The sequence below is a fragment of the Conexibacter woesei DSM 14684 genome, from assembly GCF_000025265.1.
GTDB lineage: Bacteria > Actinomycetota > Thermoleophilia > Solirubrobacterales > Solirubrobacteraceae > Conexibacter > Conexibacter woesei.
Window position 1 is genome coordinate 728174 of the sequence record NC_013739.1, and the last position, 25129, is coordinate 753302.

Genomic DNA, 25129 nt, shown 5'->3' on the forward strand with positions numbered 1-25129 from the left:
ATCACCTGGAGACCTGCGTCGACCAAGGCCGGAAAGACAACGTCGATGAACGTGTCGCGGTGCTCATCGTCGCCAGCCTGGATCGGGTCGTCGAGGACGACAAAGGGGACTCTCTGAAGGATTGCTCGCGCGAGAAACGCTGCGAGCCCCAGGGCGTTGAGCTGAGAATCGCTTCGATAATGCGGTCGCCGAGAGCTTCTTCGCGACGCTCAAGAAGGAGCTGATCCACCGGCGCGCCTGGCCAACACGCGCGGAGCTGCGCACCGAGGTCTTCGACTACATCGAGACCTTCTACAACCGCCGCCGACGCCACACCACCCTCGGCCACCGCTCACCGATCGAGTACGAGAAGATCACCCTCACGGAAACCCAAGCCGCCTAGAAAGCCCCTGTCCACCAAGCGGGGGAGTTCCAGACATTCCGCAGCCATGGGTGTCGATTGACATACAGAAACGTTAATGTATATAGTGCGCAGCGCTTGGGCCGGGACCCACCGAGAGAGCGGGGACACGAACGATGATCCGCATCGCTAGTGTGTTGCTGTGCTTGACGCTGTTCGCCGCTGCTCGAGCAGACGGCGCGACGCCATTCGAAAGGCCGAATGGTGCGGTGCGCGAGTTTGTTGGGGAGCGGAGTGCGACGACGCGTGTGTGGGAACTCTCGTCGGGCGAGCATGTGACTCAGGTTGCGAGTGGTCGGGTGCAGTGGCGTGATGGTGCTGGAACGTGGAGGCCGTTTGATCTCTCGTTGCGTCGGGATGGTGATGAGTGGGTCGGTCGTGTTGGTCGTGGTCTGATCGAGCTGCCGGCCGCTACGGGAGGTGTGGATCCGGAGCCGATTGGCGTCACGAACGAGAACGGGGACATGCTGCGGATGCAGCTTGTCGGCGGCCGGCCGACCAACGCTGTTGTGAGCGGTGTGTCGGCTGAGTACCCGGGCGTTCTGGAAGGCGTGGATCTCAGGTTGCGGGTGACGCCGGATGGGTTGAAGGAGGATTTGGTCCTTCACGGCCCGGGCTCCGCTCGCGAGTTCGTGTATCGCATCACCCTTGGCTCGTCAGAGCTGGGGCTTCTGGACGATTACAGAGGTGGTCTCGTCGTGATGCACGGCGCGTCGCGGGCGTTCACGATTCCGGCTCCCGTGATGGTTGACGCTGCTGGTGTGTACTCGGCACCTGGGCGGTTGCGTGTCGAGCGGATCGGATCTCGTGAGTGGGAGGTTCGGCCAGAGATCGACGAAGGGTGGCTTGACGCCGAGGATCGTGCGTGGCCGGTGGTTGTCGACCCGGCGGTGAATACTTTCACGGAAACGCCTGGGGGCGATTGTCAACGTCTGTGGTCCACCAGCGGAGTCGGTACGACAAACTGCGATTCTGGCGAGATACGTCGCGTCGGGGGATCCTGGAGAGATCCTTTTCCCTCTAGAGATTCGTTTACCGGCTGGACGCACCTGTATTTCCCGACGTTGACGGTCTTTCAGAATGATGCGATTGAGAGCGCTACGTTGCGGCTGCAACGACTGGCAAGCTCAACGCCGCGGCTCTCAGCGTTGGCTGTCCTCCCGCAGATGTCTGATCGCACGCTCGAGCGGGCCCGGGCCGTCAAAGTGCCCCCGGGTGCGAACGGCCCGATCGAGTTCGACCTGTCGCCGCTCGTGACGGACTGGCGTCGATGGACGGCGACGAATGGGCAGTCCGGGATACCGAACAATGGCGTGCGACTCGAACATGAGGATTGGTATCCGGGGAACGAGCAAGCCCGGCTCTGGTGCCCGTACCACATAGGTAGTAGAAGACCGGAGTGCGACCGCACTGACTATGCGTCGAAGTTTCATCCCGACCCGGCACTGCGTCCGGTGCTCGAGGTGCGGAGTTGGCCCACTGCGCCGGCGGGGAGTGCGGTCATCTCCCCAGAGGAAGGGGAGCTGACCGGCCGGTTCGTCAGACTGCAAGCGAGAGCGCTGCATTCCTCCGTGACGGGGGTGCAGTTCCAGTACATCGCGGGGAACGCGAGAAGATGGGTCGACATCCCGGCCGCCGCGCTGCGAACGACGAATCGGGAACAGGTCACCAACTCGACGATCCCAGTGAGTGGGCCGACGGGCGATCGGCGATCAGAGATGGCCGTGTGGGACTTGGCCGCAACGCCCGGCGGCGAAGTGGACGGGCCGGTGCACGTGCGCGCATACCTCGAAAGCTCGCAGTTGTTGCAGGGTGGGGCGACGCCGGAGGTGAACTTCCGGGCAGACCGCGCCGGCATCGTGGGTACGGCAAATGCGGCGGTTGGGCCGGGGGCGGTCGATCTGATGACGGGCGAGTTCTCGATGGGGGAGACGGATGCATCGCAGGCCGCGTTTCTTGGGAAGCTCGCGCTGAGTCGGACGTACTCGTCGCGCGGCGTGCCGAGACGCAACGCCGACATGTTCGGCCCCGGATGGGAAGGCAGCGTTGATCCGGACGGCGGCGATCTGCCCTACAAGGGCATCTACAACTTCACTGAGATCAGAGAAGAGACCGAGGTGCGCCACAAGATAAGCGCGCAGGAGTACGACTGGGAGCTGTTCAACAACCAGATACTCAACTGCTGGCTTGAGGCTGAGGATGAGGCCGCTGAGAGAGCTTGTCTTGCGAAGAGACCGACGATCGGCTACACGGTCGAAGACCTCCCGACGACCAAGATATGGGAGTACCGGTACGCCGTCGTCGAATTCGGTGATGGCACCAAGGCAAGATTCAAGCAGACGAGGAATCCTGATGGTCAGGTGACCGGCTGGGAGGCGGATGGTGCGTTGGCGGGCTACAAGATCGACCACCAGGCGACCGCGACAGCGGGCGTTTGGGAGTTCGTGCTGACCGAGCCTGGCGGTGGCGTTGCGCGCTTCCGGTCGGAGATCGGCGGATCCCCGTACTACCGGATTGCGTCCTACCAACAGTCCGGGAGCACGTCGCAGCAGACCTACACCTACGAACCGAGCGGCAATCGTCAGCGTCTCAAGCGTGTCACGGCGCCGTACCCGACCGGAGGAACACCGCGCTGGATGGATTTCCAGTGGGGGGACGTCGGCGGGAGAAACCTGCGAGTCGTCGCGGTACGAGTCGGGAGCGGAACCGGCACAGGAACGACGGTCGCGCGGTACACCTACAACGCGAGAGGTCGCTTGCTGAGAGCATGGGACCCCCGGACGCCGACACTCGTCACCGAGTACGTCTACGACACGCGCGGCCTGCTGAGCGAGGTGCGCCCACCAGGCGAAGAGGAGTGGCGGCTGACCTATGACGAGATCAGAGGCGATATCGGCTACCGGCTGACCTCCGTCAGCCGCGATCACCCCGACGGCGGCACCGCGACCCGCACCATCCGCTACGACGTGCCGCTGACCGGTCCATCCGCCCCCTACGACATGAGCACAGGCGAGACGGCACGCTGGGGCCAGGCGGACGACCTTCCATGGCAGGCGGTCGCGATCTTCCCCGAAGATGACGTGCCACCTGCGACGAACGTGGACTACAGTCGGGCGACGATCCACTATCTCAACTTGGACGGCCGCGAGGTCAACGTCGCCGCGCCCGGCGGTCACCTCACGACAACCGAGTACGACGCCAACGGCAACACGATCCGCGAGCTCTCCGCCACCAACCGCCAGCGCGCGCTCGATGCTGGCGCGTCAAGCGCGACGATCGCCCACGACCTCTCAACCCTCCGCACCTATTCTCAAGACGGCGCAGATCTCATCGGCACCTACGAGCCAAGGACGAACATCACGCTCTCCAACGGCACCGTCGTGACCGGCCGCCGGTTCACGACCACCCACTACGACCAAGGAGCGCCAGCCGGCGGCCCATACCACCTTCCGACCAGCAGATGGCGCGGCGTCGAGATAGGTCCGGGCAACCGCGCCGACGAGCGCCAGACCGTCGAGTACGGCTACAACGGCCACGGCGGCATGAGCGGCTGGGTCGCCCGACGCGCCACGACCACGACAATCGACCCTGCTGGCGAAAGACTGACCTCGTACAGCATCCTGCACCCCACCTACCCGCTGGTCGAGGAGACGCGCCGGCCGAGAGGCGCCGCTGGCGGTGCGCGACCCGACGTGCGCTTCTACCAATATGCCGACGTCGCCCCCAGCAGCCGCATCCCGGCCGCGCTCAGAACAGGAAGCGTCTGCGAAGTTGGCGCGCCGTCCGGATTCTTGTGCATGGACTCTGAAAGCACGACGCCGACGGCGAGCGTGGTCCGCCGCTGGTACCGCTTCGACCCATTCGGACAGCAGACCGATCTGTGGGAGTCCAAGACGCTCACCAGAACCGGCGCGCCCGCCCGCCACACCCAAACCATCTACGACACCGCCGGGCGAGTCACGAACGTCAACGTGGCCGGCGGGCAGGGCGAGCCCGTGCCGACGACGACGTTCACGTACAGCCCGACGACCGGCCGTCGCGCGACCGTCGCGGCGAACGGACGCGGAACGATCATCAGCACCCATGACTCAAACGGGCGCCTGTCGCAGTACACCGACACCACCGGGCTGATCACGAGATACGCCTACAACCTGCGCGGGCGTATGACGCAGACGGTCGAGGACGGTGGCCGGACGGTCAGATACGGCTACGACACACGCGAGAACCTCATCACCGTGAACGACCCCGATCTGTCGGGACCGATCACGGCGGACTATGACGCTGACGGCATGCCGACCAATGAGACGCTGCCCAGCGGGCTGCGGGCCAGATACGTCTACGACGAGAGCGGCACTCCGACATCGCTGACCTGGGAGCAGACAACCGGTTGCGCCAGCGACTGCGTGCGCGCCCGCAGCGTGATCGACGGGCGCGACGCCGACGGGCGGAATACCGGCCACAGAGCCGAAGGGGAGGACGAGACGTACAGCTACGACCGCGTCGGACGGCTTGCCCAGGTCGCTACCACCGCCGGAACGATCTGCGTGCGTCAGCAGTTCGTCTACGACGCCAGCTACAACCGCACCAGAGCCGACACGGTCACATCTGCGCCGGCCGGCAGATGCGGCACCGGCACTGCAAGCGCTCAAACGTGGTCACACGATGTTGCCGATCGTGTCATGGCCGCGGGCTGGACCCACGACGACTTCGGTCGCGCCACATCCGTTCCGGCTCCGGACTCCGGTGGAAGAGGCATCCTCACGGGCAGCTACTACACCGACGACCTCGTCCGGCAACTCTCGCTCGACGGCCGCACCCACACCTACGACCGCGACCCCACCGGACGAACGACAACGGTCAACTCCACCGGCGGCGCCGCAGCTGCCATCGCGACCACCAACCGCTACGCCGACAGCTCTGATGCTCCTGTCCTCACTACCCGCAGCGATGGCACCGCGGTCCGCGAGATCAGCGGAGCAACCGGCAACCTCGTCGCACTCAAGGACGGCGTGAGACTCGACTACCAGCTCACCGACCTCCTCGGGAACATCGTCGCGACCGTCCCCGCAAGCGCCGCCGACAGCAGACCTGTAGCTACCACCACGTACGACCCGTTCGGCACCATCACATCAGATGCCCCGAACGTCATCGACTGGACCACCGGCACCCCCGGCTACGGATGGCTCGGCGGTCGGCAGCGCACTACCCAGTTCGAACAGGTTCAGGGCGCTGGTCCGCCGATGGAGATGGGCGTTCGCGTCTACCTCCCAGGCGTCGGACGGTTCCTCCAACGTGATCCGGTGGAAGGCGGTTCCGCAAATCCGTACGAGTACGCGTTTCAAGACCCGGTCAACAAATCCGATCTTAGCGGCGCGATGACCTGCGAGAACTTGATGGGCTCCTTCTGCCAAATTGATGATTGGATACACGATGCGGTGGTGGAACCAATTCGCTCCGGTACAAGTTACATCTTCAAGAAGTGTCTCGCCGGAAGCGGATGGGGCACGGTGTTCAGCATCGGTCGATATCTCTACAAGAGTAAGGACACGGTCGGCAGTCTTCTGGGAAAGCTGCGAATGTACAGACAGAGAATGAACACCTTCGTCTATACCCCCAGACAGCTCAGCGTGGCTCGCCTTGGGTATGAGATCACCAAGAAGAAGCTCCACAACCTGGGCAAGATTGCACGCTCAAGTACGGGGATTGGGGTAGGTATCGCATGCATTGACGGCGTCTTCGGCGAATACTGGCCAGTTGGTTAGCATGTCATCTGAACTCAAAGCGGACCGGTCGCCATTTACAGCGCATCCCACGTTCGGCCTCCGTCCGCTCAATGGCGCGGCCGGGCCCGTCTCGGATGGAAGTCGGCTGTCGTCCGCATGGCTGGGAGCGGATCGCGCGGTTCGCGATAGATGCGTGAGGCAATTCTTCGCTGTCTTGCTTGAGCGCCTTGAGCCCAGGGACGAGATGGTCGTTGACGCATCCCTGTATCCGGACGCAGTCGACGAGCGGCTGCCCGACATGCGGGCTGAGAACCAGCTCGCCAGAGCAGCACTCACGCCCGCTGTCATCGAAGCCCTCGTTTCGGCACGCCCTAGAAATGTCATCGTGTGGGTAGGTGATGCGCCGATATTGGAGTGCTCAACTGGGTGGCTCGATCTGACAGTGTGGCTTACGAAGCAAGAGGAGAGGCACTTGAGCGGTGCTCTCGCCGACTCGGCCGAGTGCACGCGCGAAGCGATCGCAGCAACCGAGCAAACATGGCGTGCCCGGGCTCGGGCACTGGCAGTAAAGCTTTCCGAACCCTTCCTGTTCATTGCATGTGTCATTCCGGCCATCATCATCGCCGAGCAGTTCGCGGACGGAATCATCAAGTACTTCGTAGGGTTTGTGATCATGGTCGGTCTGATCGCAGTCGCAAAGCGTGTGCGCAATAGAGTCGATAAGAGCGCTTGAGTGCCTAGGTGTAAGTCCTGAGCAGGTTGGAACTCCCCCCTCGGTCTCTAGCGGTGGTTGCACGGAGGATGGTTCTCTGGCAGTGATCTTGGGAGGTTGGGTATGTCGGTCGGTCGCAGGGAGTGGCGTTGAGTCGTGAAGAGCGGCTCATGGTCCGAGGGCTGATCGCGGGCGGCGCGTCGTTTGAGCAGGCGGCGTTGGCGGCGCGGTGCTCGCCGAAGACGGTGCAGCGACTGTTGAATGCCGTGGGCGGGATCGTTCCGACGGAGAAGGCTCGTTCGGCGTTGCGGCTGTCGCTGGCCGAGCGGGAGGAGATCTTGATTGGGCTGCAGCGCAAGGAGTCGATGTGCTCGATCGCGGGTCGTTTGGATCGCTCGCCGTCGACGATCTCGCGGGAGGTCGCGGGCAACGGCGGCCGTCGGCGCTACCGAGCGGCGGCGGCTGACAGCGCGGCAGATCGACGTGCGCGACGGCCGAAGGTGGCCAAGCTCGCCCGCAGCGGCAGGTTGCGGGATGAGGTCGAGGCGATGCTGCTGTTGCGGTGGTCGCCGCAGCAGATCTCTGCTCGACTGAAGGTCGAGTTCCCCAACGATCGGAGCATGCGCGTGTCGCACGAGACGATCTACCAGTCGCTGTTCGTGCAGTCCCGCGGCGCGCTGCGCAAGGAGCTGACCGCGAGTCTGCGGACCGGACGCACCCGGCGGCGTCCTCACGGCCGCAAGAACATGTCGGGACAGATCAAGGGCATGGTCCTCATCAGCGAGCGGCCCGCTGACGTCGAGGATCGCGCCGTCCCCGGTCACTGGGAAGGCGATCTGATCATCGGCGCCCGGGGCCAGTCGGCGATCGTCACGCTCGTCGAGCGCCAGACCCGCTACGTCCTGCTCGGCCGGGTCGGAACCGACAAGACCACGGCCGCGGTCTGTGCCGCGATCGCCCTGCAGATCCAGGCGCTGCCTGAACACCTGGGCCGCTCGCTGACCTGGGACCGCGGCAAGGAGCTCGCCGCGCACGCCGATTTCAGCGTCGCGACGGGGCTGCCGGTGTACTTCTGCGACCCGCACGCGCCGTGGCAGCGCGGATCCAACGAGAACACCAACGGGCTGCTGCGGCAGTACTTCCCCCGCAACAGCGATCTCGCCCTGCACGACCAGGCCGCACTCGATCGCGTCGCGCACGAGCTCGACGACCTGGCGACGGATCTCAGGGGAATACCTACGGGGCACGAGAGTCCTTCTCAACGAAGGACTCTGAACCCGAACTCCACAGAACCGGGGGTTGATCATCTGACGACTGTGCCGTTGGGCCGCTCAGGGAGGATGTCTGCAAGACGCCGCTCGATATCGGCGTGATCGTCTGGACACGATCCACGAGGAGCGCGCTGCTTCCGCGGACGCTGAATCTGCGGCCGTGCGATCCGCGCGGCTGAACGCGGCGTTGGGAAGCGTGCGTGCTGTGCTGTACCGCAAGACCGCCTGTCGTGACGTTTCGTCAGTGGGATGCGCTCGCCGGCAAATTCCCATTGACAAGACGTACACCAATTCACCTCGTCTAAGGCTCGCAGGACTCCTCGCGCTGAACCATTCGGTGTCGAAGCAGGAGCGAGACGGGCTCACCTCTCCTCGCCGGCTGGGCAACGAAGGGCTTGCAGGGACGAGACGTACGGAGAGCCGCATCGAGCCTCATTCCCGCCTCACGTGAGCCGCGTACGCGCGGTGACTCGCTCGGCGTCCCATGCGTCCGACGCGCGAGCAGCTTCTGCGATTGCCCGCTATCGAGACCCCACGGCCGAGCGGGTCCCGCTCGCCAGCGGTAGGTACCCGGCAGTCACCGACGGGAATCGCCGCGCACGCCGTCGTGACGCTGCGCGAGCCGGTCAGCGCCTGGCCCACCGGCACCGGCACGCCATCAGCACCCTAGGACGGCGCCATCCCCGGCGAGATCGCCGACCCTGCGCGCTCGACCTGCTTCAGGTGCCCGTCGACGGCGCGTCTGTCGCTCGTCGCGACCGCGTCCCGAACTCGGGATGTCGCCGCGCCGCGTTGCCGGTCCCGCATCCCAGGGCTGACTACGTCGAGCACGAAGAGTAGTTTCGCGCCCTGTACAGACTGAGAGGCCGACCGAGGGTCGGCGAGATCAATGAAAGGCCAACGGCATGAGCAAACGCGGCGAGCTGGACCCTGACGGCGGACTCTCGCTCGATCAACTGATCGAGCAGATCGACACCCGCCTGGAGGCGCTGCGCCCCTTCGTCGCTGAGTTCGAGCAGCTGGAGGCGGCGAGAGCTGTGCTTGTCGCCGACCACGGAGCCGGCGCCCGCAGACTGCGAGCACGCGCGTCGCGCGGCACAGCGGCACAGCCAAGACGCGCCAGACGCGCGCCGCGCGGCGCCAATCGCGCGGCGATCCTTCATCTTGCTGCAGAGCGTCCAGGGATCACGGTCGCCGAGATTGCACAGGAGACCGGCATCGGCAAGCCGACGGTCCACTCGACCGTCTACGCGTTGAAGAGGAGAGGTGAGCTGGAGAACGCCGGCGACGGCGTCAAGCTCGCCGGAGGCACGAGAAGAGAGTCCGCGAGCAGAGCGACACCGGCAAGACGCGCAGCGGCCGGAAGAGCGAGAAGCCACGCAAGAGGCAGAGGCGCGCCAAGAGCCCGGAAGTCGAGAAGAGCCGCTGCGCCCTCCGCGCCGGCGAGAGCTCCAACGGCTGCGTCGACGTCAGCTCCCGATGCGGAGGCGAGACGACCGTCCGGGGCCGCGGAGGCGGCCTCGGGCGAGTAGCGCGGAAACGACGCCACCGGGTCGCGCCGGGCCGCAGTGGTTGTCGTAACTGCCCGTTACCGGACCCACATCCCGCTGGGCATCGCCCGGCGCCGCCGTCAACGACGCGCGAGCACGCTCGGCTGGGGGGACGCGGCGGCTACTGGACAGCAAGATCAACGCCCGACACAACGAGGTCGAAGCCGAGTACCAGGCGCGCCTCGCCGAGATCGCCGCCGAGATGGCCGACGAGATCACCGAGCGCGACAGACTGACCGACGCGATCAGAGCGCTGGAGAAGACCGAGAACCGCGCCACCAGCGCGACGGCCGGCGGCGGCCCGCGCGCGCCCCGCGGCCAGAACCGCGAGAAGATCCTCGCGGCCGTCAAGGAGCCGAGAAGACCCGCCGAGATCATGGAGGCGACCGGCATCGGCCGCGGCTCACTCGGCCGGACCCTGAAGCAGCTCGTGGACGAGGGCGCTGCGACCAAGAGGAACGACGGCAGCTACGTCGCCACCACCGCCAGAAAGTGAACACCGATCCGGGGCCGCGGCGGGCGAGCCAGGCCCTCGCCCGCCGGCCTCGGCCCCCAAGTGGGTACACCAGACGAACCCCTCGGGGGATCGGAAGGGAGAGACCGATGCTTGCAGTGATCCTCGGCCTGGCCGTCCTCGTCTTCATCGCCGGCTGGGTCTTCGGCGGCGTGCTGCTGCACGCCCTCGGGTTGGCCCTGCTCGTGCTCGGCGCAGTCAGCCTCATCGTTACGCAGGACGCCGCGGCGGCGCTCGTGCTGGCCATCGGCGTCGTCATGTGGCTCGCCGGGCACTGGCACGATGCGCTGCGGCACCACGAATACGCCTCGCCGCTCGCGCAGCGGCTGTTCCAGCGGAGCCTTCCGAGCAAGTTCGACCCGACACGCGAGTGGTCGCTGCCCGTCCATTCCGGGCACGAGTCGGATCGCGTTAGGCGTCCTACTCGCCGCTAACGCGGTTGGCTTGATGGAAGGGCGGTCGCGAGTCGAACAAGCAGGCCGCCGTTCGGCTCGAGAATGGCTCGGTGGCTGTTGTCCCACGTCTCTTTGTCAACAAGGTCCGCGTGGGCAGCAGCAATGCGCCAGCGGTTGGTCTTCTGAATCGTGGCGCCGCACGCGGCGAGCCTGCCCAAGTCAACAGCCGCCTGTTGAAGCCAGTTGCGGGCCAGCCTTTCTCGCGGTGCTCTTCCTCTGGGGACCCGTCGCAGCACAGCGCCGATCTCTCCGAGCGTCATTCGATCAAATCGTTGCGGATGAAGGGCGCGGAGAGGGTCGAAGAGGCGTTCTCGAGCGAGCCGTTCGCAGGCTGCGAAGACTCCGAGGACAGGACCCGAGTGGTCGAACCCATCTGGGACTTGATCGCCGAAGTACTCCGCGGTGATCAGCATGCGCTGAACTTCATCAGGCAGCACATCCCACGTGGGTCCGAGCGAGCGGCGGAGGTTGTTCTCGGCGGAGCGCATCGCACCCGGCTGGGTGAGCTGCACAACCGCACCGTCAGCGAGAAGCGTTCGGACGGCGGCGGCTTGAACCTGCTCGGCTCGCTGCTCTTGCTGAGCGTCGATGTACTCGACGGAGCCGACACGAGGAGACTGCCGCTGAAACGTCTGGTCCACCGCCGGGCGAAGGCGATCCCGGACGTAGGTGCCGAGGCTCTCTGCTGGCCGCAACGGGATCTCGACGATGCTGAACTGCCCATCCGAAACCTGCGAGACGCTCCAATCCGTCGCGTCTTCAGACCGGGGCGGGAAGAGAATCGCTACGTTCTCGCAACCGTACGCCTGCAGGTAGAGCTGAACCTCGCTGAGAGAATCGCTAGTCGCGCGGGCACCGGCCGTTCGGTACTTCGCATCCAGGACGCCGCCTCCTCCGCCACCAGAGAGCCTTAGTTCGCTGCCCGAGTTGATCTCGTCGATCGAGACAACGATGCAGGCGCGGGGCATCATGCTGGCCAAGGGTCTCGTCGCGCGCGTGATGCGAGCGTGGCTCGTGCGCGACATCGCGGTGCTCGTCGGTGCGCCCGGAACCGGCAAGACGACCTTCGCGCGTGAGTTCGCCGAGGCATGTCGCTCGTGCATTCCCGATCTTCGGGACAAGGCAGAGGTCCTCGTTGACCCAGACTTCGACGCGGCTCGCCTGCTCGGCTACCTCGACCTGGCGGGCGACTACCAGGCCACGGGGTTTGCGCGACAGGTCGTCCTCACCTGGAGACCACAGCTCCCTCAGATCGTTCTGCTTGAGGAGTGGAACACTGCGCAGGTCGAGGCGTACCTCGGACAGATCTTGCACGCCGTTGAGAGTGAGGGAGCCGTCACGCTCCCAGACGGGTCCCAGCCGCGGATTCCCCTTGACACACTGTTCCTCGCGACGTGCAACAGCGTCCGCGACGAACCCGACACCCGGCTTCCGGTGAGCCGTCCGACGAAGCGTCGGGCCACGGTGATCGAGATGCCGAACATCCTCTACGACGCGTGGAAGGAAGACGGCCGGTCGGCGCTCGTGTCCGCAGCGGACGAATACCTCGAGTACAGCCGCCAGGTCATCGCAGATCGCGAGGAGGAAGCTCCGACCTTCGACCAGCTGCGTGCGTCGCTGCTCGGTCAGCTCACGAGTGTTGAGGACCTGCCCGAGATAGTCCTCGAAACGCTGCTCGACATCGTCGAGTTTCTCTTCGAGTCGCAGGAGGGGCAGCAGTTCATGACGATTGGGCTGCTCGTCGACATCCTCGAGGAGCTGGCGTATGCCGGGGACGACGCCGCCGAGGCGCTCGGCTGGTGCGTCTGCGGCAAGCTGCTCCAGCAGGTGACCAGATTCAGCGTCGCCAAGGGCCTCGCCGACAAAGCGGGTTCTCTGCCCAACGCCGAAGAGATCGAGCGGGCGGTTGCTGCGATGGACCTCAGAGATGGCACGGTGAGCCAGCTTCTCTAGGGTCACGACACGCTTGTCCCCCGTGCAGCGAATCGGCTCGCCATATGGCTTAAACACAGCCGATCGCCTCCTCTTGTGCGGCGCGGCGCCGAAGATCGGGGACCGTGGCGGCGTGGACCCGCGGTACCGGGATACGCGGTCGACCGGCTCGACCAGCCCAAGCTCGGCGCGCGCCTGCGCCGCATCCACCGCGGCGGGCACGTGCCGGCGCTGCAACGCCGCCCAACGACGGCACGATCACGGTCTCGTCAGCTTCACGGCTGAGTAACCCGTGGGCGTAGCAGGCGGGGGCGACCTGCCAGCTGAACGGGTGGGGTTCGACGGTGCGGCCGAGCTGGAACACGAGGACGCGGTAAGTCATCGGTCGTCCTCCCCGTGGCGTGGTTCGGCCGCCCCGATCTCTTCGATGCGCCGTGCCAGCGCGGCCATGACGATCTCTTCGTGCGGGTAGCCGGTTCGGTCGGCGGCCTGCTGGACCTGTTCGGCGATGTCGTCGGGCATGGTCACGCGGACGCGGTGAGGCGGTCCGAGCGCGGCGATCACGTCGAGCACGTTCGAGACCGCGGCGTGGTGGTCGCGGAGGGTGTCGGGATCGGCGCCGTCGAGGAACTGCTGGCAGGCGTCGCCGAGCGCTTCGGCTTTGTCGCAGAGGACGCCGTGCAGCGCCTCGGCGAGCAGGTCGAGTGCGTCGGCGACCGAGAGCACGACGGCGGGCGTGCCGGCCGATCGTTCGAGTTGGTCGATCAGCTCGCCGAGTCGTCTCAGGCGCCAGCGGTACGCGCACAGATCCAGACGGATCTCGGCGAGATCGGCGTTCTGGATCGCCTTGTACGTCGACTCGGCGGTGCTGCCGAAGAGCAGCAGCAACGAGTCGGTGACGGCGCCGACGTAGCCGGTGGGGATGGTGACGGTCGTCTCGTTCATCGCCGGCCTCCGAGCAGGTGGTGGGCGACTTGGAGTTCGAGCCGGCCGAGCCGGCCGTCGTGCTGGCGTAGCAGCTCGCTGATGCGGATGCGGACGAGCCGGTCGATCGTCTCGCCGGCGAGGTGCTCGACGGTGCGCAGACCGGCGAGGCGTTCGATAGTCGAGTCGCGGATGAAGCACGCCTTCGCGACACCGAGCTGCTCCGACGTGGTGGCCAGGTCCCGCCACTGGTGGAGGTCGAAGCGGACGGTCGTCGTCTTCGTCTTGCCTGCCGTCATGGTCGATCACCCTCGTCACGGCGCTGATCGAAGAGCAGGACGATCTCTGAGAGCGGGAAGTCGAGACCTCGCTGGAGGCGAAGCATGGTTCTGAGGGTGGGGTTGATCTCGCCGCGCTCGATCGAGGCGACGTAGTTGCGGTGCAGCCCGCCGTGGAGGCCGAGCTGTTCCTGGCTGAGCCCGCGGCGGACGCGCAGCTCGCGGATCGTCCGCCCGAACGTGATGTAGGTCGGGCCGATCGGCTGTCTTCTCGCTCTGCGCACGCGCATGGTCACGCCTCCTCGGTGGCGGCCGGCGTGAGCAAGGGCGGGGTGATCTGGATGATGATGCGGTTGCAGATCTCGGTGGCGAGCTTGTGTCGCTCGGCGGCGGCGCGCTCGGCCGGGTCGTGGTGGGCGGCGTCGTCTTCGAGGTAGCGGGTCAGCTCCTCGTAGCTGCGCCGGCCGATGCGATGGAGCACATGCAGAAGCTGCGGGTCGGGCAGCGTCACCTCGAACGGCCCGTTGGCGTCCGGGTACGGCTCCCAGCCGAGGTCGTGCAGCAGCGCCATCTCTGCCTCGTTGCGGGCACGCAGCACTCGCGCGAAGGGGAACTTCCCGAGGTTGAGCGCCAGCAGCATCGCCGGGATGCCTTCGCGCAGGTCGGCGACGGTCGCTGCGTAGAGCGCGTCGCGGTAGCGGAGGGTGAGGGTGTGCGGCATCGTCACCACCCCTCGGGGAGCGGCTCGGCGGCGTCGCGCACGATCGCCGGGTCGATCTCGCCGACGACGGCGCGGCAGATCGCGGCCGCGAGTCGGTCTCGCACTGCGACCGCGTGGTTGGCCGTCTCGCCCTGGGACTGGTCGCCGCGGTCGAGCGCGGCGAGGACCACGCCGTTGAGCAGGCGCAGCATCGCGCGGGCGAGGTCCGGCTCGGGGAGCGTCAGCTCGAACTGCTCGCGCGGATCCACGGGTGCCCAGCCGAGGTCGTCCACCAGGCGCAGCTCGGCGCGGTAGCGGCTGGCGAGCATCGCGGCGACGGTGGGCCGCTCGTCCGTCAGGGCTTCGGCGAGGTAGCCGAGGAAGCGGAGGTCGCGTCGGATGGCGTGGTAGAGCGCGTCGCGCTCGTCCCGTCCGATCACAGGGGCCATCGCTCAGCCCTCCACGCGGTCGGCGGCCAAGCGCAGGAGCGCGACGTCGGCCAGGAGCGAGGTGCACGTCTCGATGACGGCGATGCTGTGCCGGGCGCTCTCGGCGTCGGGGCCGCGTTCGAGCTGCTGCTCGAACTGGTGGCGCAGGCGGCCGAGCGTGACGCGGGTCAGTCGGCGCGCGGCCGTGGCGAGCTGCGCGTCGGGCATCGCGACCTCCACGACACTCGCGTCGTCGGCGAGCGTCGGCTCCCAGCCGATCTGGTCGAGCAGCAGCAGGAGCGGCTCGTAGCGGCGCCACAGCTCATGCGCGAGCCGGTAGTCGTCGTTCTCCAGTGCGAGGTAGAGGTCTCCGATCTCGGCCAGCTCGGTTATCGCCTCGGCGTGCAGCGCATCGCGCTGCTCGCGGGTCAGGGTGTACGGCATCGTCGTCGCCTCCTAAGCGGTCGACGGCACCGAGACGGCCCTTTCTGGCATCAGCGCAGGGGAGCGCGCGCACGCCTCGTCGGCATGCGGGACAATCGGCCTGCACCGAGGGGCCTAAGACCTTCGGTGCCAGGCCCCGGGGTGTGTCAGCACCGCCGGGGCCACCTTGTTGGCAGGGCCGCCACGATAGCTCTGCCCGGCGCCGTCAGCCAGCCGAATCGGCCGTAATCCAACCCAATCCAGGGCAATCGGCCGGAATAAAGGCACTAGTGCCCGAAATGCCCGCGGATTGCCGCCGATTCCCGCGGATCCCCGAAACGACGAAACCCCCGCGGTAGCAGGGGTTTCGTTCCGATGGAGCTAGCCGGGCTCGAACCGGCGACCTCCTGGGTGCGATCCAGGCGCTCTCCCAGCTGAGCTATAGCCCCAAACGGCGCCCGCGACTGGGATGCGGGCGCATCGGTTCCGACAGTGTAGCCGGAGCGGCGGGTGGGCGGCGTTGTGGATGTGTCGCGGGCTGGCGGCTGGGTGGGTAGCCTCGCTGCAGGCGGGAGGTGCCTGGGGAGTGAGCTTTCGAACGCGGTTGACGCTGTTCTTCGTCCTGATCGTGATCGTTCCGATGGTCGCGCTGGGCGTGGTCGTGGCGCGACTGGTGACCGACAGCGAGGAGGGGAAGGCGGCCGCACGGGCCGGCGCCTACGCCGCCGCGGCGACAAGCGTCTACGAGCGCGCCGCCGAGCGGGGGGCGCGGGCGGCCGCAGCGGTCGGCGCGGACCGGGAGCTCGCGCGCGCGATCCGGCGGGGCGACAGACGCGCTGCGCGTACGCGCGCGCGCCTGCTCGCGCGGGAACATGAGCTGGTGCGGCTGCTGATCGTGCGCGGACCGGGCGGGCCCAGCGCAGGCAACAGAACAGCGTCGCCCGACTCCGGTGCATTCGTCGACCTCGGCACGCCGCTCGCGATCGGCGCGGGCTCGGCGCGGATCCGCAGCCGCACCGGCAGGGCGCCGCTGGCCGACGTCGAGGCCTCGACGATCGACGCCGAGCAGTTCGTGCGTGCCGTGCGCGCGCCGGGGGTCGAGGTCGTCGTCCGGCGCGGCGGCCGGCTGCTCGCGTCGACCCTGCCAGCCGCGGACTCGCGCGGCATCCCGGCGCGCGGCGACCTCACGCGCGACGGGACCGACTACGTCGTCGCCGGCTTCCGGGCCGCCGACTTCGCCGGGTCCGAGGACTCTGTCTCGCTCCTCACCGACGTCAGCGGCACCGCCTCCACGGTCGCGCGCAACCGCCGCCTCGCGATCGCCCTCCTCGCCGGCTTCCTGCTGCTCGCGCTGCTCGGCGCGGTGGTCGTCTCGCGTCAGCTGCAGCGTCAGATCGGCCGCTTCCTCACCGCCGCGCGCCGCATCGGCGGCGGCGACTTCTCGACCCGCGTCCCGACCGAGGGCGACGACGAGTTCGCCGAGCTCGGCAGCGAGTTCAACAAGATGTCCCAAGAGCTGGAGCAGCGGATCGACGATCTCCGCCGCGAGCGCGGCCGGCTGCGCGACTCGATCCAGCGCGTCGGCGAGACGTTCGCCTCCAACCTCGACAGCCGCGCGCTGATCGAGATCGGCACCGAGACCGCGGTCGAGGCCGTCGAGGCCACCTGCGGCCGCACGACGCTGCGCGAACCCGCCGAGGACGCCCCGGACGGCGCCGAGCCCCACTCCGTCCACGTCGGCGACGTCGACCGCCTCGCGACCGTCCTCGCGCAGGCCGAGGCGCGCGCCAGAGCCACCGGCGCCCCCGCCGAGGCGACCGCCGGCGACGACAGCGCGCTCGCTTCGCCGATCCCGCGGGCGCTGGAGGACTCTGCGCCGCACGGAATCGTCGCCGTCGCCCGCAGCGGCCGTCCCTTCGACGAGGAGGAGCGCGCGTTGCTCGGCTCGCTCGCCGCGCAGACCGGCATCTCGCTGGAGAACGTCGAGCTGCACGACCAGGTCAAGCGCCAGGCCGTCACGGACGAGCTGACCGGGCTCTTCAACCACCGCCGCTTCCAGGAGGTGATCACGATCGAGGTCGCCGCCGCCCAGCGGTTCGGTCAGCCGCTCGGCCTGCTGATGGTCGACATCGACAACTTCAAGCAGGTCAACGACACCTACGGCCACCAGCAGGGCGACGTCGTCCTCAGAGAGGTTGCGCGGATCCTCCTGGACAGCTCCCGCGAGATCGACGAGCCGGCCCGCTACGGCGGGGAGGAGATGGCCGTCGCGCTGCCGCAGACCGACCTCGACGGCGCCTTCACGATCGCCGAGCGCGTCCGCACGGCCGTCGAGGAGCTTGCGGTGCCGCGCCTCGACGGCGACGGGCTCCTGCACGTCACCGTCAGCTGCGGCGTCGCTGCCTCTGCCTCCGCCGGCAAGGACCAGCTCGTCGCCGCGGCCGACGTGGCGCTCTACACCGCCAAGCGGACCGGCAAGAACAAGACGGTCCGCGCGACCGACTCGGCGGCGATGCCGGCCGAGACCGAACAGGCCTGACGACGGCTGAGCCACCTCCCGCCGCTCGACGGGTAGGATTGGGACTTCATGGGTCTGCTGGACGACGCGATCCGCGAGCATCTGGAGCTCAAGCGCCGCCGTGGTGCCGATCCGACCGAGGTCGCCCGCGCCGAGCAGGAAGCGCTTGGGCCGGTGCGCCGCGAGCCTGAACCCTCTGCGCCGGTCGCGGAGGACCATCACGACGCCGAGGCGCCTGCGCACGACGCACCGCACGCGCACCAGCCGGAGCCGCCCGCCCCGGTCGCCGACGAGCAGACGCGGATCATCCTGCCCGACGACGACGAGCGCGAGCCCGAGCGGCACGCGCCGGAGACCGAGAGCCGCGAGCCCGAGCGCCGCGCGCCGGAGCCGGAGGCCCAGGAGCCGCCCGCCGACCCGCCTCCGGCCCCGCCGGCCGCCGCCGCGCCGCACAGCGACGAGCCGCGCCCGCCGGCGCCGCACCGCGACGAGCCGCACCACGACGAGCCCGTCGACCCGCGCCAGAGCGACATCGTCCACCAGCCGACGACCGAGTTCCGTGTCGAGGACCACGACGACGAGCCGTTCCCGCCCGCGCCGCCGCGCCGCGAGCCGCGCGAGCCTCGCGAGCCCGACCATCGCGACGAGCGCGCCGACAGCGACGAGCCGCAGCGCTCGCCGGACGAGGACGTGCTGGAGGAGACGCCCGACTTCCTCCAGGAGACGCCCGAGCACGACCGTCTCTGGTTCGAGCAGAGACCGCCGCGCGACTTCGACTTCGACGACTGAAGCACCGGAACCAGGCGCGTCGGCGCGCCTCTGACCGTAAAGTCCCCTCGCTCAGCTGCCGATACCACACCTGCCTGGTGGGCTCGGACGGCCCACACTGGAGGGCAAGGACGCAAGAAGGGGCGCCTCGGCCGGGGCGCCCCTTCGCTTTTCAGAAGTTGCCGCGCAGCCGTGCCGCCTCGACGACCCGCTCGATCCCGATCTCGTACGCGGCGACACGCAGCGAGTTGCCGTCGGCTTCCTTCGCACGCGCCGCCACCTCGCGGTAGGCGCGCCGCATGATCGTGCCGAGCTTGTCGTTGACCTCGCGCTCGTCCCAGCGGAAGTGCTGCAGGTTCTGCACCCACTCGAAGTAGGAGACGACGACGCCGCCGGCGTTCGCCATCACGTCGGGCACGACGAAGATCCCCTTCTCGCTCAGCAGCTCGTCGGCCTGCGGCGTCGTCGGGCTGTTCGCGCCCTCGACGACCATCCGGCAGTCGAGCAGGTGGGCGTTGGACGCATGGATCATCCCGCCGAGCGCCGCCGGCACGAAGACGTCGCAGCGGGTCGCGAGGAACTCCTCGCCGCTGACGGGCTCGACCCCGTCGGCGACGAACTCCGCCACGCTGCCGCCGGCGCGCACGTGCGCCGCCAGCGCCTCGGCGTCGAGGCCCCGCTCCGCGCGGATCGCGCCGGACGCGTCGGCCACGGCTACCACGCGCGCGCCGAGCTGCTGCATCAGCCTCCCGACCCACGAGCCGACGTTGCCGTAGCCCTGGATCGCCACCGTCGCCTCCTGTGGCACCAGGTTCACGGCCTGCGCCGCCTCGCGGAACAGATAGACGAGCCCGCGCGCCGTCGCCGACTCGCGCCCGTAGGAGCCCTCCAGCGCGATCGGCTTGCCGGTCACGATCCCCGGCGTGTAGCCGTGGCCCTTGCCGTACTCGTCCATCATCCACGCCATCACCTGCGCGTTGGTGTTGACGTCCGGCGCCGGGATGTCGCGCGTCGGCCCGAGCACCTTGTCGATCCGCTGCGTGAACGCGCGCGTCAGCTTCTCCAGCTCCTGCGCCGACAGCTCGGACGGGTCGCAGTTGACGCCGCCCTTCGCGCCGCCGAACGGCACGCCGACGATCGCGGTCTTCCAGGTCATCAGCGCGGCGAGCGCGCGAAACTCGTCGAGGTCGACCGTCGGGTGGTAGCGGATCCCGCCCTTGAACGGACCGCGCGCCCCGTTGTGCTGGACGCGGTACCCGGTGAACGTGTGCACTCTGCCGTCGCTCAGCTTGATCGGCAGCTGCACCTGCACCTCGCGGTAGGCGCTCAGCAGGACGGTCCGCAGGTCGTCCGGGATGCCGAGGCGGTCGGCTGCGAGGTGGAAGTAGTGGCGGACGATCTCGAAGCTGGAGATCTCGGCCTGAGCGGTCGTGTGCATGGGTCCACCAAGTATCCGCCGCGCATCGGCGCGATGCACGGTTGAGCGGGGAGACGCGCGGGCGGGCGCCGGCTGCCGAGCCGCGTCCGCCTACGCCGCCGAGGCGCGCGCGGCGAGTGCGCGCAGCGAGGCGACGCCGTCTGCGCCGAACGCCGGCGCGGCGGGCGCGGCGTGGGCGCGCTCCGACAGCAGCGCGTCGACGCTCGCCGGCAGCCGCTCGCGCACCGCCGCGTCGATCGGGCCGACGACGGCGAGCAGGTGCGCGGTGCCGTCCTCGTCGAGGCCGAGCGCCTGCGTCAGCGCGGCGAGCGCGCGCTCCGCCGCGACCGGCGTCAGCGCGCTGGCGTCGATCGCGAGCGTCGCGTCGACGCGGCCGTCGAACTGTCCTCCGTACGCGGCCAGCAGCGCCGGGTGCTCGACCAGCTCGTCGGCGAACGCGAGTGTGACGAAGCGGCGCGCGCCCGCGAGCGGGTCGGAGGAGGCACGCCGCGGACGCGCGGCGAGCGCCTCGGCCAGCAGCGCGCGGGCCGGCTCGCACCACGGGTCCGTCGCGGCCGCGCGGGCGGCGAGCGCCATGCCGGGGCGCGCGTCGCCGCGGGCGATCGCACTGCGCGCGTCGGCGAGGATGCGGCGTGCGTCCGCGCGCTCGGCGTCGCTGACGGCGAGCAGCTCGGTGAACGGGTCGTCGGCGAGCGACTGCAGTCGCCGCGCGCTGTCGGCGAACGCGGCCCAGACCTCGGCCAGCTCGTCGACGAACGGCGACTCCGACGTCGTACGGCGCAGGAACCAGCGCTGGAAGGCGAGCGTCTCGCGCAGGCGCGCCGCGCTCTCACCGGCCGCCTCGGGACCGATCGGCCCCGGCGCCTCCGGCAGCCATTCGATCTCCGCGACCGACGCGGCCCGCACCGCCAGCCACCAGCCGGCACGCGGGATCGCCGCCGGGATCGGCGCAAGCTGCGGGCGCAGCGCCGACCGGACCGCGATCGACGACGGCGCGACGCAGTCCTCGCGCAGCAGCCGCCCGACTGGGCGTCCGCGCGGCGGGTCGACCTCCAGCTCGGCCGGCCACAGCGACGGCGTCGCCGTCTGGTCGCGGTCGTGTCGCAGCAGCTCGCTGTAGACGAGCCCGACCTCGGGGCGCCGCTCCAGCAGCGCGACCTGTGCGGCCAGCCGGCCGCTGGGCCAGCGGTCGCCGGCGGCGAGCGGGACGAGCACGTCGCCGCTCGCCTCGCCGAGCGCGCGGTCGAGCGCGGCCGCCTGGCCGGCGTGCGGCTGGCGGATCACGCGCACGCGACCGGGATGGCGGCGGGCGTACTCGTCGAGCACGCCGGCGGTTCCGTCCTGCGATCCGTCGTCGACGGCGATCAGCTCGATCGCCGTCGCCGGATACGTCTGCGCGAGCGCGTCGTCGAGCGAATCGGCGACGCGATCCTCGTCCTGATGGGCGGTGACGAGGACACTCACGAGCGGCAGGTTCATGCTCGCGGTGATCGTCGCGAACGGGGAGGACTTGAGCGCCCGCTCGCGACGTTGCGCAGGGTCGGCTCGCCGACCCTGCGCGATGCGGCCGGTCCGGCTAGCTGATCGTGCCCCGCGTCGCCGGCTTGACGCGGAAGCCGGTGTCCGACCCCGCGCCGCGCGTGAACGTGCCGGTGGCGGCATCGATCACCCAGGGGGACGGCACCTTCGCCGCGTTCAGGAAGCTCGTGAACTGCCGCGTCGCCTGCGAGCAGCTGAGCGCGTCGGCCGACAGCGTGTAGACGTCGTAGGTGCCCTTCGGGAGGTAGAGGCTGCCGATGTGGTCGTTGTGCAGCACTCTGAACGGCCCGCACGCGACGCTGCCGTTCGTCGAGGTCCCGCCGCCGCCCGTTCTCGCCGTCGTCAGCTGCTGCTGGAAGCTCGTTCCCGCGGCGTTTCTGAAGACGCCGCCTCTGGCCGACCCGGACAGCGCCGCGACGCGCCAGCCGTCGGGGAGGTCGCCGTCCGCGTCGTCGAGGAAGTCGGAGAACAGCGTCGACGCCTGCTGACAGCTGATGCCTCTGCTGAGCAGCGTCGTTCTGTACGCGCCCTTCGGGAAGCTGACGTCACCGATGCCGTCGTTGTGCAGCACGCTGAACGTCGCGGGGCAGACCGTCGGGCTGCCGGGCGTCGGCGGCGTGGGCGGCGCGGGCGGGTACGCCGCGAGCTTGACCGAGAAGCCGGTCGAGCTGCCGCTGCGGGTGAAGCTGCGCTTCGACGCGTTGGCGACCCACGGCGAGGGCAGATGACCGTCGTAGTCCTCCAGGAACCGCGAGAACAGCGTCGACGCCGCGGCGCACGAGACGTCGTTGACCGAGACGGTGTACGCCCCGGCCGGCAGCGACATCGCGCCGATGTGGTCGTCATGCAGGACCTGGAACGTCGCGGGACATCTCGTCGCCGCAGAGGCCGGCGCCGCGGTCATCGCGGCGGCGGCGAGCCCAAGCGCCGCGATCGTCAGGGCTGTTCGAAACATCGCTCTCACACGCATGCGGCGGAGCGTAGCGCGTGACCCGCGACGCTGCCGGTACGCTCCCGAAGATGGAGCGGAGCGCGCTCGCGGCCAAGGCCGAACGCTTTCACGCGCTGCACGCCCAGCCCGGCGTGCTCGCGCTGCTGAACGCCTGGGACGCCGGCAGCGCCCGCGTCTTCGAGGCCGCGGGCTGTCCCGCGATCGGGACGACGAGCGCCGGCGTCGCCTTTGCGTCCGGCAGACCCGACGGCGAAGCGCTCACGCGTGCGGAGCTGGTCGAGTCGACGGCGCGGATGGCGGCCGCCGTCGACGTCCCGGTCACCGCCGACATCGAGACCGGCTACGGCGACACGCCGGCCGAGGTCGGCGAGACCGTCACCGCGGTGATCGACGCCGGCGCGGTCGGGATCAACCTCGAGGACGCGGCGTCGGAGGGCGGCGCGCCGCTGCGCGGCGTCGCCGAGCAGTGCGAGCGCCTGGTGGCGGCGCGCGCGGCGGCGGAGGCGGCCGGGGTGCGGCTGTTCCTCAACGCCCGCACCGACCTGTGGTGGCAGGCGGTCGGCGAGCCGGAGGCGCGGCTCGAGCTCGCGCTTGCACGGGCGCGCGCCTACGTCGAGGCCGGCGCGGACGGGCTGTTCGCCCCGGGGCTCGTGGAGCCGGACGAGATCGCCGCGTTCACCGCCTCCGCCGGTGTGCCCGTCAACGTGCTCGGCTCGCGCGCGACGCCGTCGCTCGCCGAGCTGGAGCGGCTCGGCGTCAAGCGGCTCAGCGTCGGCTCGGGACCGATCCGCGCCGTGCTGGACTTCGCCGGCCGGATCGCGCTCGACGTGCTGGAGACGGGCGACTCGGAGCTGCTCGCCGCCGGCACGCTGACCTACCGCGAAGCGAACGACCTGTTCCGCTAGCGGCCGCTTCCGAGCCCGCCCGCTGGCGGCTCAGGCGCCCGGCACCCAGCGCAGCGTGACGCGCCCGCGCCGGCCGCCGCCGAGAGGGGTGGCGGAGTCGCGTGCGGGGGAGTCCTGCGCGGCGCGGCCGCCCCGCGCGGCGGCCGCGCCGCGAGAGCCCTTTGCCGTGCTCGCCGCCACGTCGGTCGCGCCGCCCGCGCCGCCCGCCCGCGCCTGTGCGCGCGCCTCGGCGACCTGCTCCGCGAGCACGGTGCGCTGCTGCTCCAGCTCGACCGTCGTCAACAGCCGGCCGGCGCCGCTGGGTCGCGGCGGCGGAACCGCGGCCGCGTCGCCCGTGGGCGGCAGCGCGGGGAGCGCCGCGAGCTGCGCCTCGAGCGCGGCGATCTGCTCGCGCAGCGCGCGGCGGCTCGCGGCGTCGCCCGCCGCGCCGTCGTCGGCCGGCTCGACGTAGAGCGCGGCGGCGATCGCGCGCGGGTCGATGCCGCGTCGGCGCGCCTCGCTCGTCACCGCCGCGGCCAGTTCGGCGACCGCGGTCTCCGGCGGCGGCCCGTCGGCGACGAAGGTCCCCTTGCCGTGGACGACCTGCAGCAGGCCCTCCTCTTCCAGGCGGGCGAAGACGGCGCGCACGGTGTTGACGTTGACGCCGACGTGGGCGGCCAGCTCTCTGGCGCCGGGCAGGCGCTCGCCGGCGGGCAGCTGTCCTGTCGTCACGCGTGCGCGCAGGACCCACGCCAGCTGGGTCCCGAGCGGGACCTCGGCGTCGCGGTCGAGCGCGATCGGGTCGAACGGGCTCACGGTCGCACCGATGGTACCCGGTTGACTGGTCTGTCAGCAGACTAGTAGTGTCGCCGCAGCGCAACAGTGCTAGATCTCTATGACTCTTCTCTCCGACTCCCTTCGCCGCCGCTCGATCGCCCCGCCGTTGCGCGACGCGCTCGAGGAGGTCGGCGACATGCTGATCCTCACCGGCAAGACGCTCGTCTCCGCGATCCGGCCGCCGTACCCCTACGGCGACGAGTTCGTCTCGCAGTTCATGTTCGCGCTGCGCCAGTGCTTCCTCCCGCTCATCCTCACGATGGCGTGCATCTCCTACTCGGTGCCCGGGCTGCAGGCGGCGAACTTCCTCATGCTGTTCGGCGCGCTGGACCGCATGGGCGGGCTGTTCGTGCTCGCCGTCATCCGCGAGTTCGCGCCGATAGTCTGCGCCATCGTCGTCGCCGGAGCGGCCGGCACGGCGATCACCGCGGACCTCGGCGCGCGCAAGATCCGCGAGGAGCTGGACGCGCTCCAGGTGCTCGGCGTCGATCCCGTCAAGAACCTCGTCGTCCCACGCTTCCTCGCGCTGATAGCGATCACGGCGCTGTTCGACGTCTTCGCGATCGTCTTCGGCATCACCGGCGGCCTCGCCGCGACGCTCCTCAACGACGCCCGGATCGAGCCGTTCTTCGCGACCTTCTGGACCAGCTCCTCGACGACTGACCTGTGGGGCTCGCTGCTGAAGTGCACGATCTTCGGCGGCGTCACCGCGATCGTCTGTTGCTACAAGGGGATGACCGTCTCCGGCGGCGCCGCAGGCGTCGGCCGGGCGGTCAACCAGGCGATCGTCATAGCGTTCCTCGCGATAGGCGTCGTCAACTACGTCTTCACCCAGACGCTGCTGGCGACCCACCCCGAGATCAACCTGATCCGCTGACGCACG

22 protein-coding genes, 1 tRNA gene and 1 pseudogene are annotated in these 25129 nt (G+C 69.2%); 12 read left to right on the forward strand and 12 right to left on the reverse strand.

What is annotated here, in order from left to right:
- Nucleotides 1–166: 166 nt before the first annotated feature.
- The 7 genes and pseudogenes from CWOE_RS31825 to CWOE_RS32440 form a co-directional block, all read left to right on the forward strand.
- A pseudogene (locus CWOE_RS31825) lies at nucleotides 167–382 on the forward strand (IS3 family transposase); the annotation flags it as partial.
- Between the two features lie 134 nt (nucleotides 383–516).
- Nucleotides 517–6162 (forward strand): RHS repeat protein, encoded by a 5646-nt coding sequence (locus CWOE_RS03425; protein ID WP_081425217.1) that lies wholly within the window; start codon nucleotides 517–519, stop codon nucleotides 6160–6162.
- Between the two features lies 1 nt (nucleotide 6163).
- Nucleotides 6164–6856, forward strand: a complete 693-nt coding sequence (locus tag CWOE_RS03430) for a hypothetical protein (protein WP_148260878.1) — start codon at nucleotides 6164–6166, stop codon at nucleotides 6854–6856.
- A 149-nt stretch (nucleotides 6857–7005) separates the two neighbouring features.
- The gene (locus tag CWOE_RS03435; RefSeq protein WP_148260879.1) at nucleotides 7006–8208 is read left to right on the forward strand and encodes an IS30 family transposase; all 1203 of its coding nucleotides are present in this window, start codon (nucleotides 7006–7008) and stop codon (nucleotides 8206–8208) included.
- A gap of 803 nt (nucleotides 8209–9011) precedes the next feature.
- A complete protein-coding gene (locus CWOE_RS03440; RefSeq protein WP_041730058.1) occupies nucleotides 9012–9638 on the forward strand; it encodes a helix-turn-helix domain-containing protein in 627 nt (208 codons plus the stop codon).
- A 220-nt stretch (nucleotides 9639–9858) separates the two neighbouring features.
- Nucleotides 9859–10152 carry a helix-turn-helix domain-containing protein gene (locus CWOE_RS32435; protein WP_012932177.1) on the forward strand — a complete coding sequence of 98 codons (294 nt, stop codon included), beginning with the start codon at nucleotides 9859–9861 and terminating at the stop codon, nucleotides 10150–10152.
- A gap of 107 nt (nucleotides 10153–10259) precedes the next feature.
- Nucleotides 10260–10604, forward strand: coding sequence for a hypothetical protein (locus tag CWOE_RS32440; protein WP_012932178.1), 345 nt, complete (start codon nucleotides 10260–10262; stop codon nucleotides 10602–10604).
- Here the strand turns inward: CWOE_RS32440 and CWOE_RS32445 are convergent.
- The gene (locus tag CWOE_RS32445) at nucleotides 10601–11596 is read right to left on the reverse strand and encodes a hypothetical protein (RefSeq protein WP_148260880.1); all 996 of its coding nucleotides are present in this window, start codon (nucleotides 11594–11596) and stop codon (nucleotides 10601–10603) included. The two genes, CWOE_RS32440 and CWOE_RS32445, sit on opposite strands and share 4 nt — an antisense overlap.
- On the opposite strand from CWOE_RS32445, the gene CWOE_RS03460 reads away from it, so the two are divergent.
- The gene (locus CWOE_RS03460; protein ID WP_041730064.1) at nucleotides 11553–12578 is read left to right on the forward strand and encodes an AAA family ATPase; all 1026 of its coding nucleotides are present in this window, start codon (nucleotides 11553–11555) and stop codon (nucleotides 12576–12578) included. The genes CWOE_RS32445 and CWOE_RS03460 overlap by 44 nt on opposite strands.
- A 357-nt stretch (nucleotides 12579–12935) precedes the next feature.
- Here CWOE_RS03460 and CWOE_RS03465 read toward each other — a convergent pair whose 3' ends face one another.
- From CWOE_RS03465 to CWOE_RS03495, 7 genes are all read right to left on the reverse strand, one after another.
- Entirely contained in the window at nucleotides 12936–13502 is a 567-nt protein-coding gene (locus CWOE_RS03465) for a hypothetical protein (protein WP_012932181.1), read from the reverse strand.
- A complete protein-coding gene (locus CWOE_RS03470) occupies nucleotides 13499–13780 on the reverse strand; it encodes a hypothetical protein (RefSeq protein WP_012932182.1) in 282 nt (93 codons plus the stop codon). Before CWOE_RS03470 ends, CWOE_RS03465 begins: the two co-directional genes overlap by 4 nt.
- Nucleotides 13777–14049 carry a helix-turn-helix transcriptional regulator gene (locus CWOE_RS03475; RefSeq protein ID WP_012932183.1) on the reverse strand — a complete coding sequence of 91 codons (273 nt, stop codon included), beginning with the start codon at nucleotides 14047–14049 and terminating at the stop codon, nucleotides 13777–13779. The genes CWOE_RS03470 and CWOE_RS03475 overlap by 4 nt, the downstream gene beginning before the upstream one ends.
- 2 nt (nucleotides 14050–14051) lie before the next feature.
- Nucleotides 14052–14480 carry a hypothetical protein gene (locus tag CWOE_RS03480; RefSeq protein ID WP_012932184.1) on the reverse strand — a complete coding sequence of 143 codons (429 nt, stop codon included), beginning with the start codon at nucleotides 14478–14480 and terminating at the stop codon, nucleotides 14052–14054.
- Nucleotides 14481–14482: 2 nt separating this feature from the next.
- Nucleotides 14483–14908 (reverse strand): hypothetical protein, encoded by a 426-nt coding sequence (locus tag CWOE_RS03485; protein WP_012932185.1) that lies wholly within the window; start codon nucleotides 14906–14908, stop codon nucleotides 14483–14485.
- A 3-nt stretch (nucleotides 14909–14911) separates the two neighbouring features.
- A complete protein-coding gene (locus CWOE_RS03490) occupies nucleotides 14912–15331 on the reverse strand; it encodes a hypothetical protein (protein ID WP_012932186.1) in 420 nt (139 codons plus the stop codon).
- A 355-nt stretch (nucleotides 15332–15686) separates the two neighbouring features.
- A tRNA-Ala gene (locus CWOE_RS03495) sits at nucleotides 15687–15759 on the reverse strand.
- Nucleotides 15760–15896: 137 nt separating this feature from the next.
- Between CWOE_RS03495 and CWOE_RS03500 the strand changes: the two genes are divergently transcribed.
- Together CWOE_RS03500 and CWOE_RS03505 are read left to right on the forward strand one after the other, a co-directional pair.
- Nucleotides 15897–17849: a GGDEF domain-containing protein gene (locus CWOE_RS03500; protein WP_012932187.1), complete on the forward strand. Its 1953-nt coding sequence runs from the start codon at nucleotides 15897–15899 to the stop codon at nucleotides 17847–17849.
- Between the two features lie 48 nt (nucleotides 17850–17897).
- Entirely contained in the window at nucleotides 17898–18617 is a 720-nt protein-coding gene (locus CWOE_RS03505; RefSeq protein ID WP_012932188.1) for a hypothetical protein, read from the forward strand.
- A gap of 151 nt (nucleotides 18618–18768) precedes the next feature.
- Here the strand turns inward: CWOE_RS03505 and CWOE_RS03510 are convergent, their stop codons facing one another.
- The 3 genes from CWOE_RS03510 to CWOE_RS03520 form a co-directional block, all read right to left on the reverse strand.
- Nucleotides 18769–20034, reverse strand: a complete 1266-nt coding sequence (locus CWOE_RS03510) for a Glu/Leu/Phe/Val family dehydrogenase (protein ID WP_012932189.1) — start codon at nucleotides 20032–20034, stop codon at nucleotides 18769–18771.
- Between the two features lie 90 nt (nucleotides 20035–20124).
- Entirely contained in the window at nucleotides 20125–21513 is a 1389-nt protein-coding gene (locus CWOE_RS30125; RefSeq protein WP_012932190.1) for a glycosyltransferase family 2 protein, read from the reverse strand.
- 97 nt (nucleotides 21514–21610) lie between these two features.
- Nucleotides 21611–22528 (reverse strand): hypothetical protein, encoded by a 918-nt coding sequence (locus CWOE_RS03520; RefSeq protein ID WP_148260881.1) that lies wholly within the window; start codon nucleotides 22526–22528, stop codon nucleotides 21611–21613.
- A gap of 65 nt (nucleotides 22529–22593) precedes the next feature.
- On the opposite strand from CWOE_RS03520, the gene CWOE_RS03525 reads away from it, so the two are divergent.
- Entirely contained in the window at nucleotides 22594–23430 is an 837-nt protein-coding gene (locus tag CWOE_RS03525; protein WP_012932192.1) for an isocitrate lyase/PEP mutase family protein, read from the forward strand.
- A 30-nt stretch (nucleotides 23431–23460) separates the two neighbouring features.
- Here CWOE_RS03525 and CWOE_RS30130 read toward each other — a convergent pair whose 3' ends face one another.
- Nucleotides 23461–24225 (reverse strand): GntR family transcriptional regulator, encoded by a 765-nt coding sequence (locus tag CWOE_RS30130; protein WP_012932193.1) that lies wholly within the window; start codon nucleotides 24223–24225, stop codon nucleotides 23461–23463.
- 79 nt (nucleotides 24226–24304) lie between these two features.
- Between CWOE_RS30130 and CWOE_RS03535 the strand changes: the two genes are divergently transcribed.
- Nucleotides 24305–25123 carry an MlaE family ABC transporter permease gene (locus CWOE_RS03535; protein WP_012932194.1) on the forward strand — a complete coding sequence of 273 codons (819 nt, stop codon included), beginning with the start codon at nucleotides 24305–24307 and terminating at the stop codon, nucleotides 25121–25123.
- Nucleotides 25124–25129 lie beyond the last annotated feature (6 nt).

Bases quoted from the DNA above. Each gene is read 5' to 3' on its own strand.
- CWOE_RS03425 (WP_081425217.1), top strand. From the start codon at position 517: ATGATCCGCATCGCTAGTGTGTTGCTGTGCTTGACGCTGTTCGCCGCT.
- CWOE_RS03430 (WP_148260878.1), top strand. From the start codon at position 6,164: ATGTCATCTGAACTCAAAGCGGACCGGTCGCCATTTACAGCGCATCCC.
- CWOE_RS03435 (WP_148260879.1), top strand. From the start codon at position 7,006: ATGGTCCGAGGGCTGATCGCGGGCGGCGCGTCGTTTGAGCAGGCGGCG.
- CWOE_RS03440 (WP_041730058.1), top strand. From the start codon at position 9,012: ATGAGCAAACGCGGCGAGCTGGACCCTGACGGCGGACTCTCGCTCGAT.
- CWOE_RS32435 (WP_012932177.1), top strand. From the start codon at position 9,859: ATGGCCGACGAGATCACCGAGCGCGACAGACTGACCGACGCGATCAGA.
- CWOE_RS32440 (WP_012932178.1), top strand. From the start codon at position 10,260: ATGCTTGCAGTGATCCTCGGCCTGGCCGTCCTCGTCTTCATCGCCGGC.
- CWOE_RS32445 (WP_148260880.1), bottom strand. From the start codon at position 11,596: ATGATGCCCCGCGCCTGCATCGTTGTCTCGATCGACGAGATCAACTCG.
- CWOE_RS03465 (WP_012932181.1), bottom strand. From the start codon at position 13,502: ATGAACGAGACGACCGTCACCATCCCCACCGGCTACGTCGGCGCCGTC.
- CWOE_RS03470 (WP_012932182.1), bottom strand. From the start codon at position 13,780: ATGACGGCAGGCAAGACGAAGACGACGACCGTCCGCTTCGACCTCCAC.
- CWOE_RS03475 (WP_012932183.1), bottom strand. From the start codon at position 14,049: ATGCGCGTGCGCAGAGCGAGAAGACAGCCGATCGGCCCGACCTACATC.
- CWOE_RS03480 (WP_012932184.1), bottom strand. From the start codon at position 14,480: ATGCCGCACACCCTCACCCTCCGCTACCGCGACGCGCTCTACGCAGCG.
- CWOE_RS03485 (WP_012932185.1), bottom strand. From the start codon at position 14,908: ATGGCCCCTGTGATCGGACGGGACGAGCGCGACGCGCTCTACCACGCC.
- CWOE_RS03490 (WP_012932186.1), bottom strand. From the start codon at position 15,331: ATGCCGTACACCCTGACCCGCGAGCAGCGCGATGCGCTGCACGCCGAG.
- CWOE_RS03505 (WP_012932188.1), top strand. From the start codon at position 17,898: ATGGGTCTGCTGGACGACGCGATCCGCGAGCATCTGGAGCTCAAGCGC.
- CWOE_RS03510 (WP_012932189.1), bottom strand. From the start codon at position 20,034: ATGCACACGACCGCTCAGGCCGAGATCTCCAGCTTCGAGATCGTCCGC.
- CWOE_RS30125 (WP_012932190.1), bottom strand. From the start codon at position 21,513: ATGAACCTGCCGCTCGTGAGTGTCCTCGTCACCGCCCATCAGGACGAG.
- CWOE_RS03520 (WP_148260881.1), bottom strand. From the start codon at position 22,528: ATGTTTCGAACAGCCCTGACGATCGCGGCGCTTGGGCTCGCCGCCGCC.
- CWOE_RS03525 (WP_012932192.1), top strand. From the start codon at position 22,594: ATGGAGCGGAGCGCGCTCGCGGCCAAGGCCGAACGCTTTCACGCGCTG.
- CWOE_RS03535 (WP_012932194.1), top strand. From the start codon at position 24,305: ATGACTCTTCTCTCCGACTCCCTTCGCCGCCGCTCGATCGCCCCGCCG.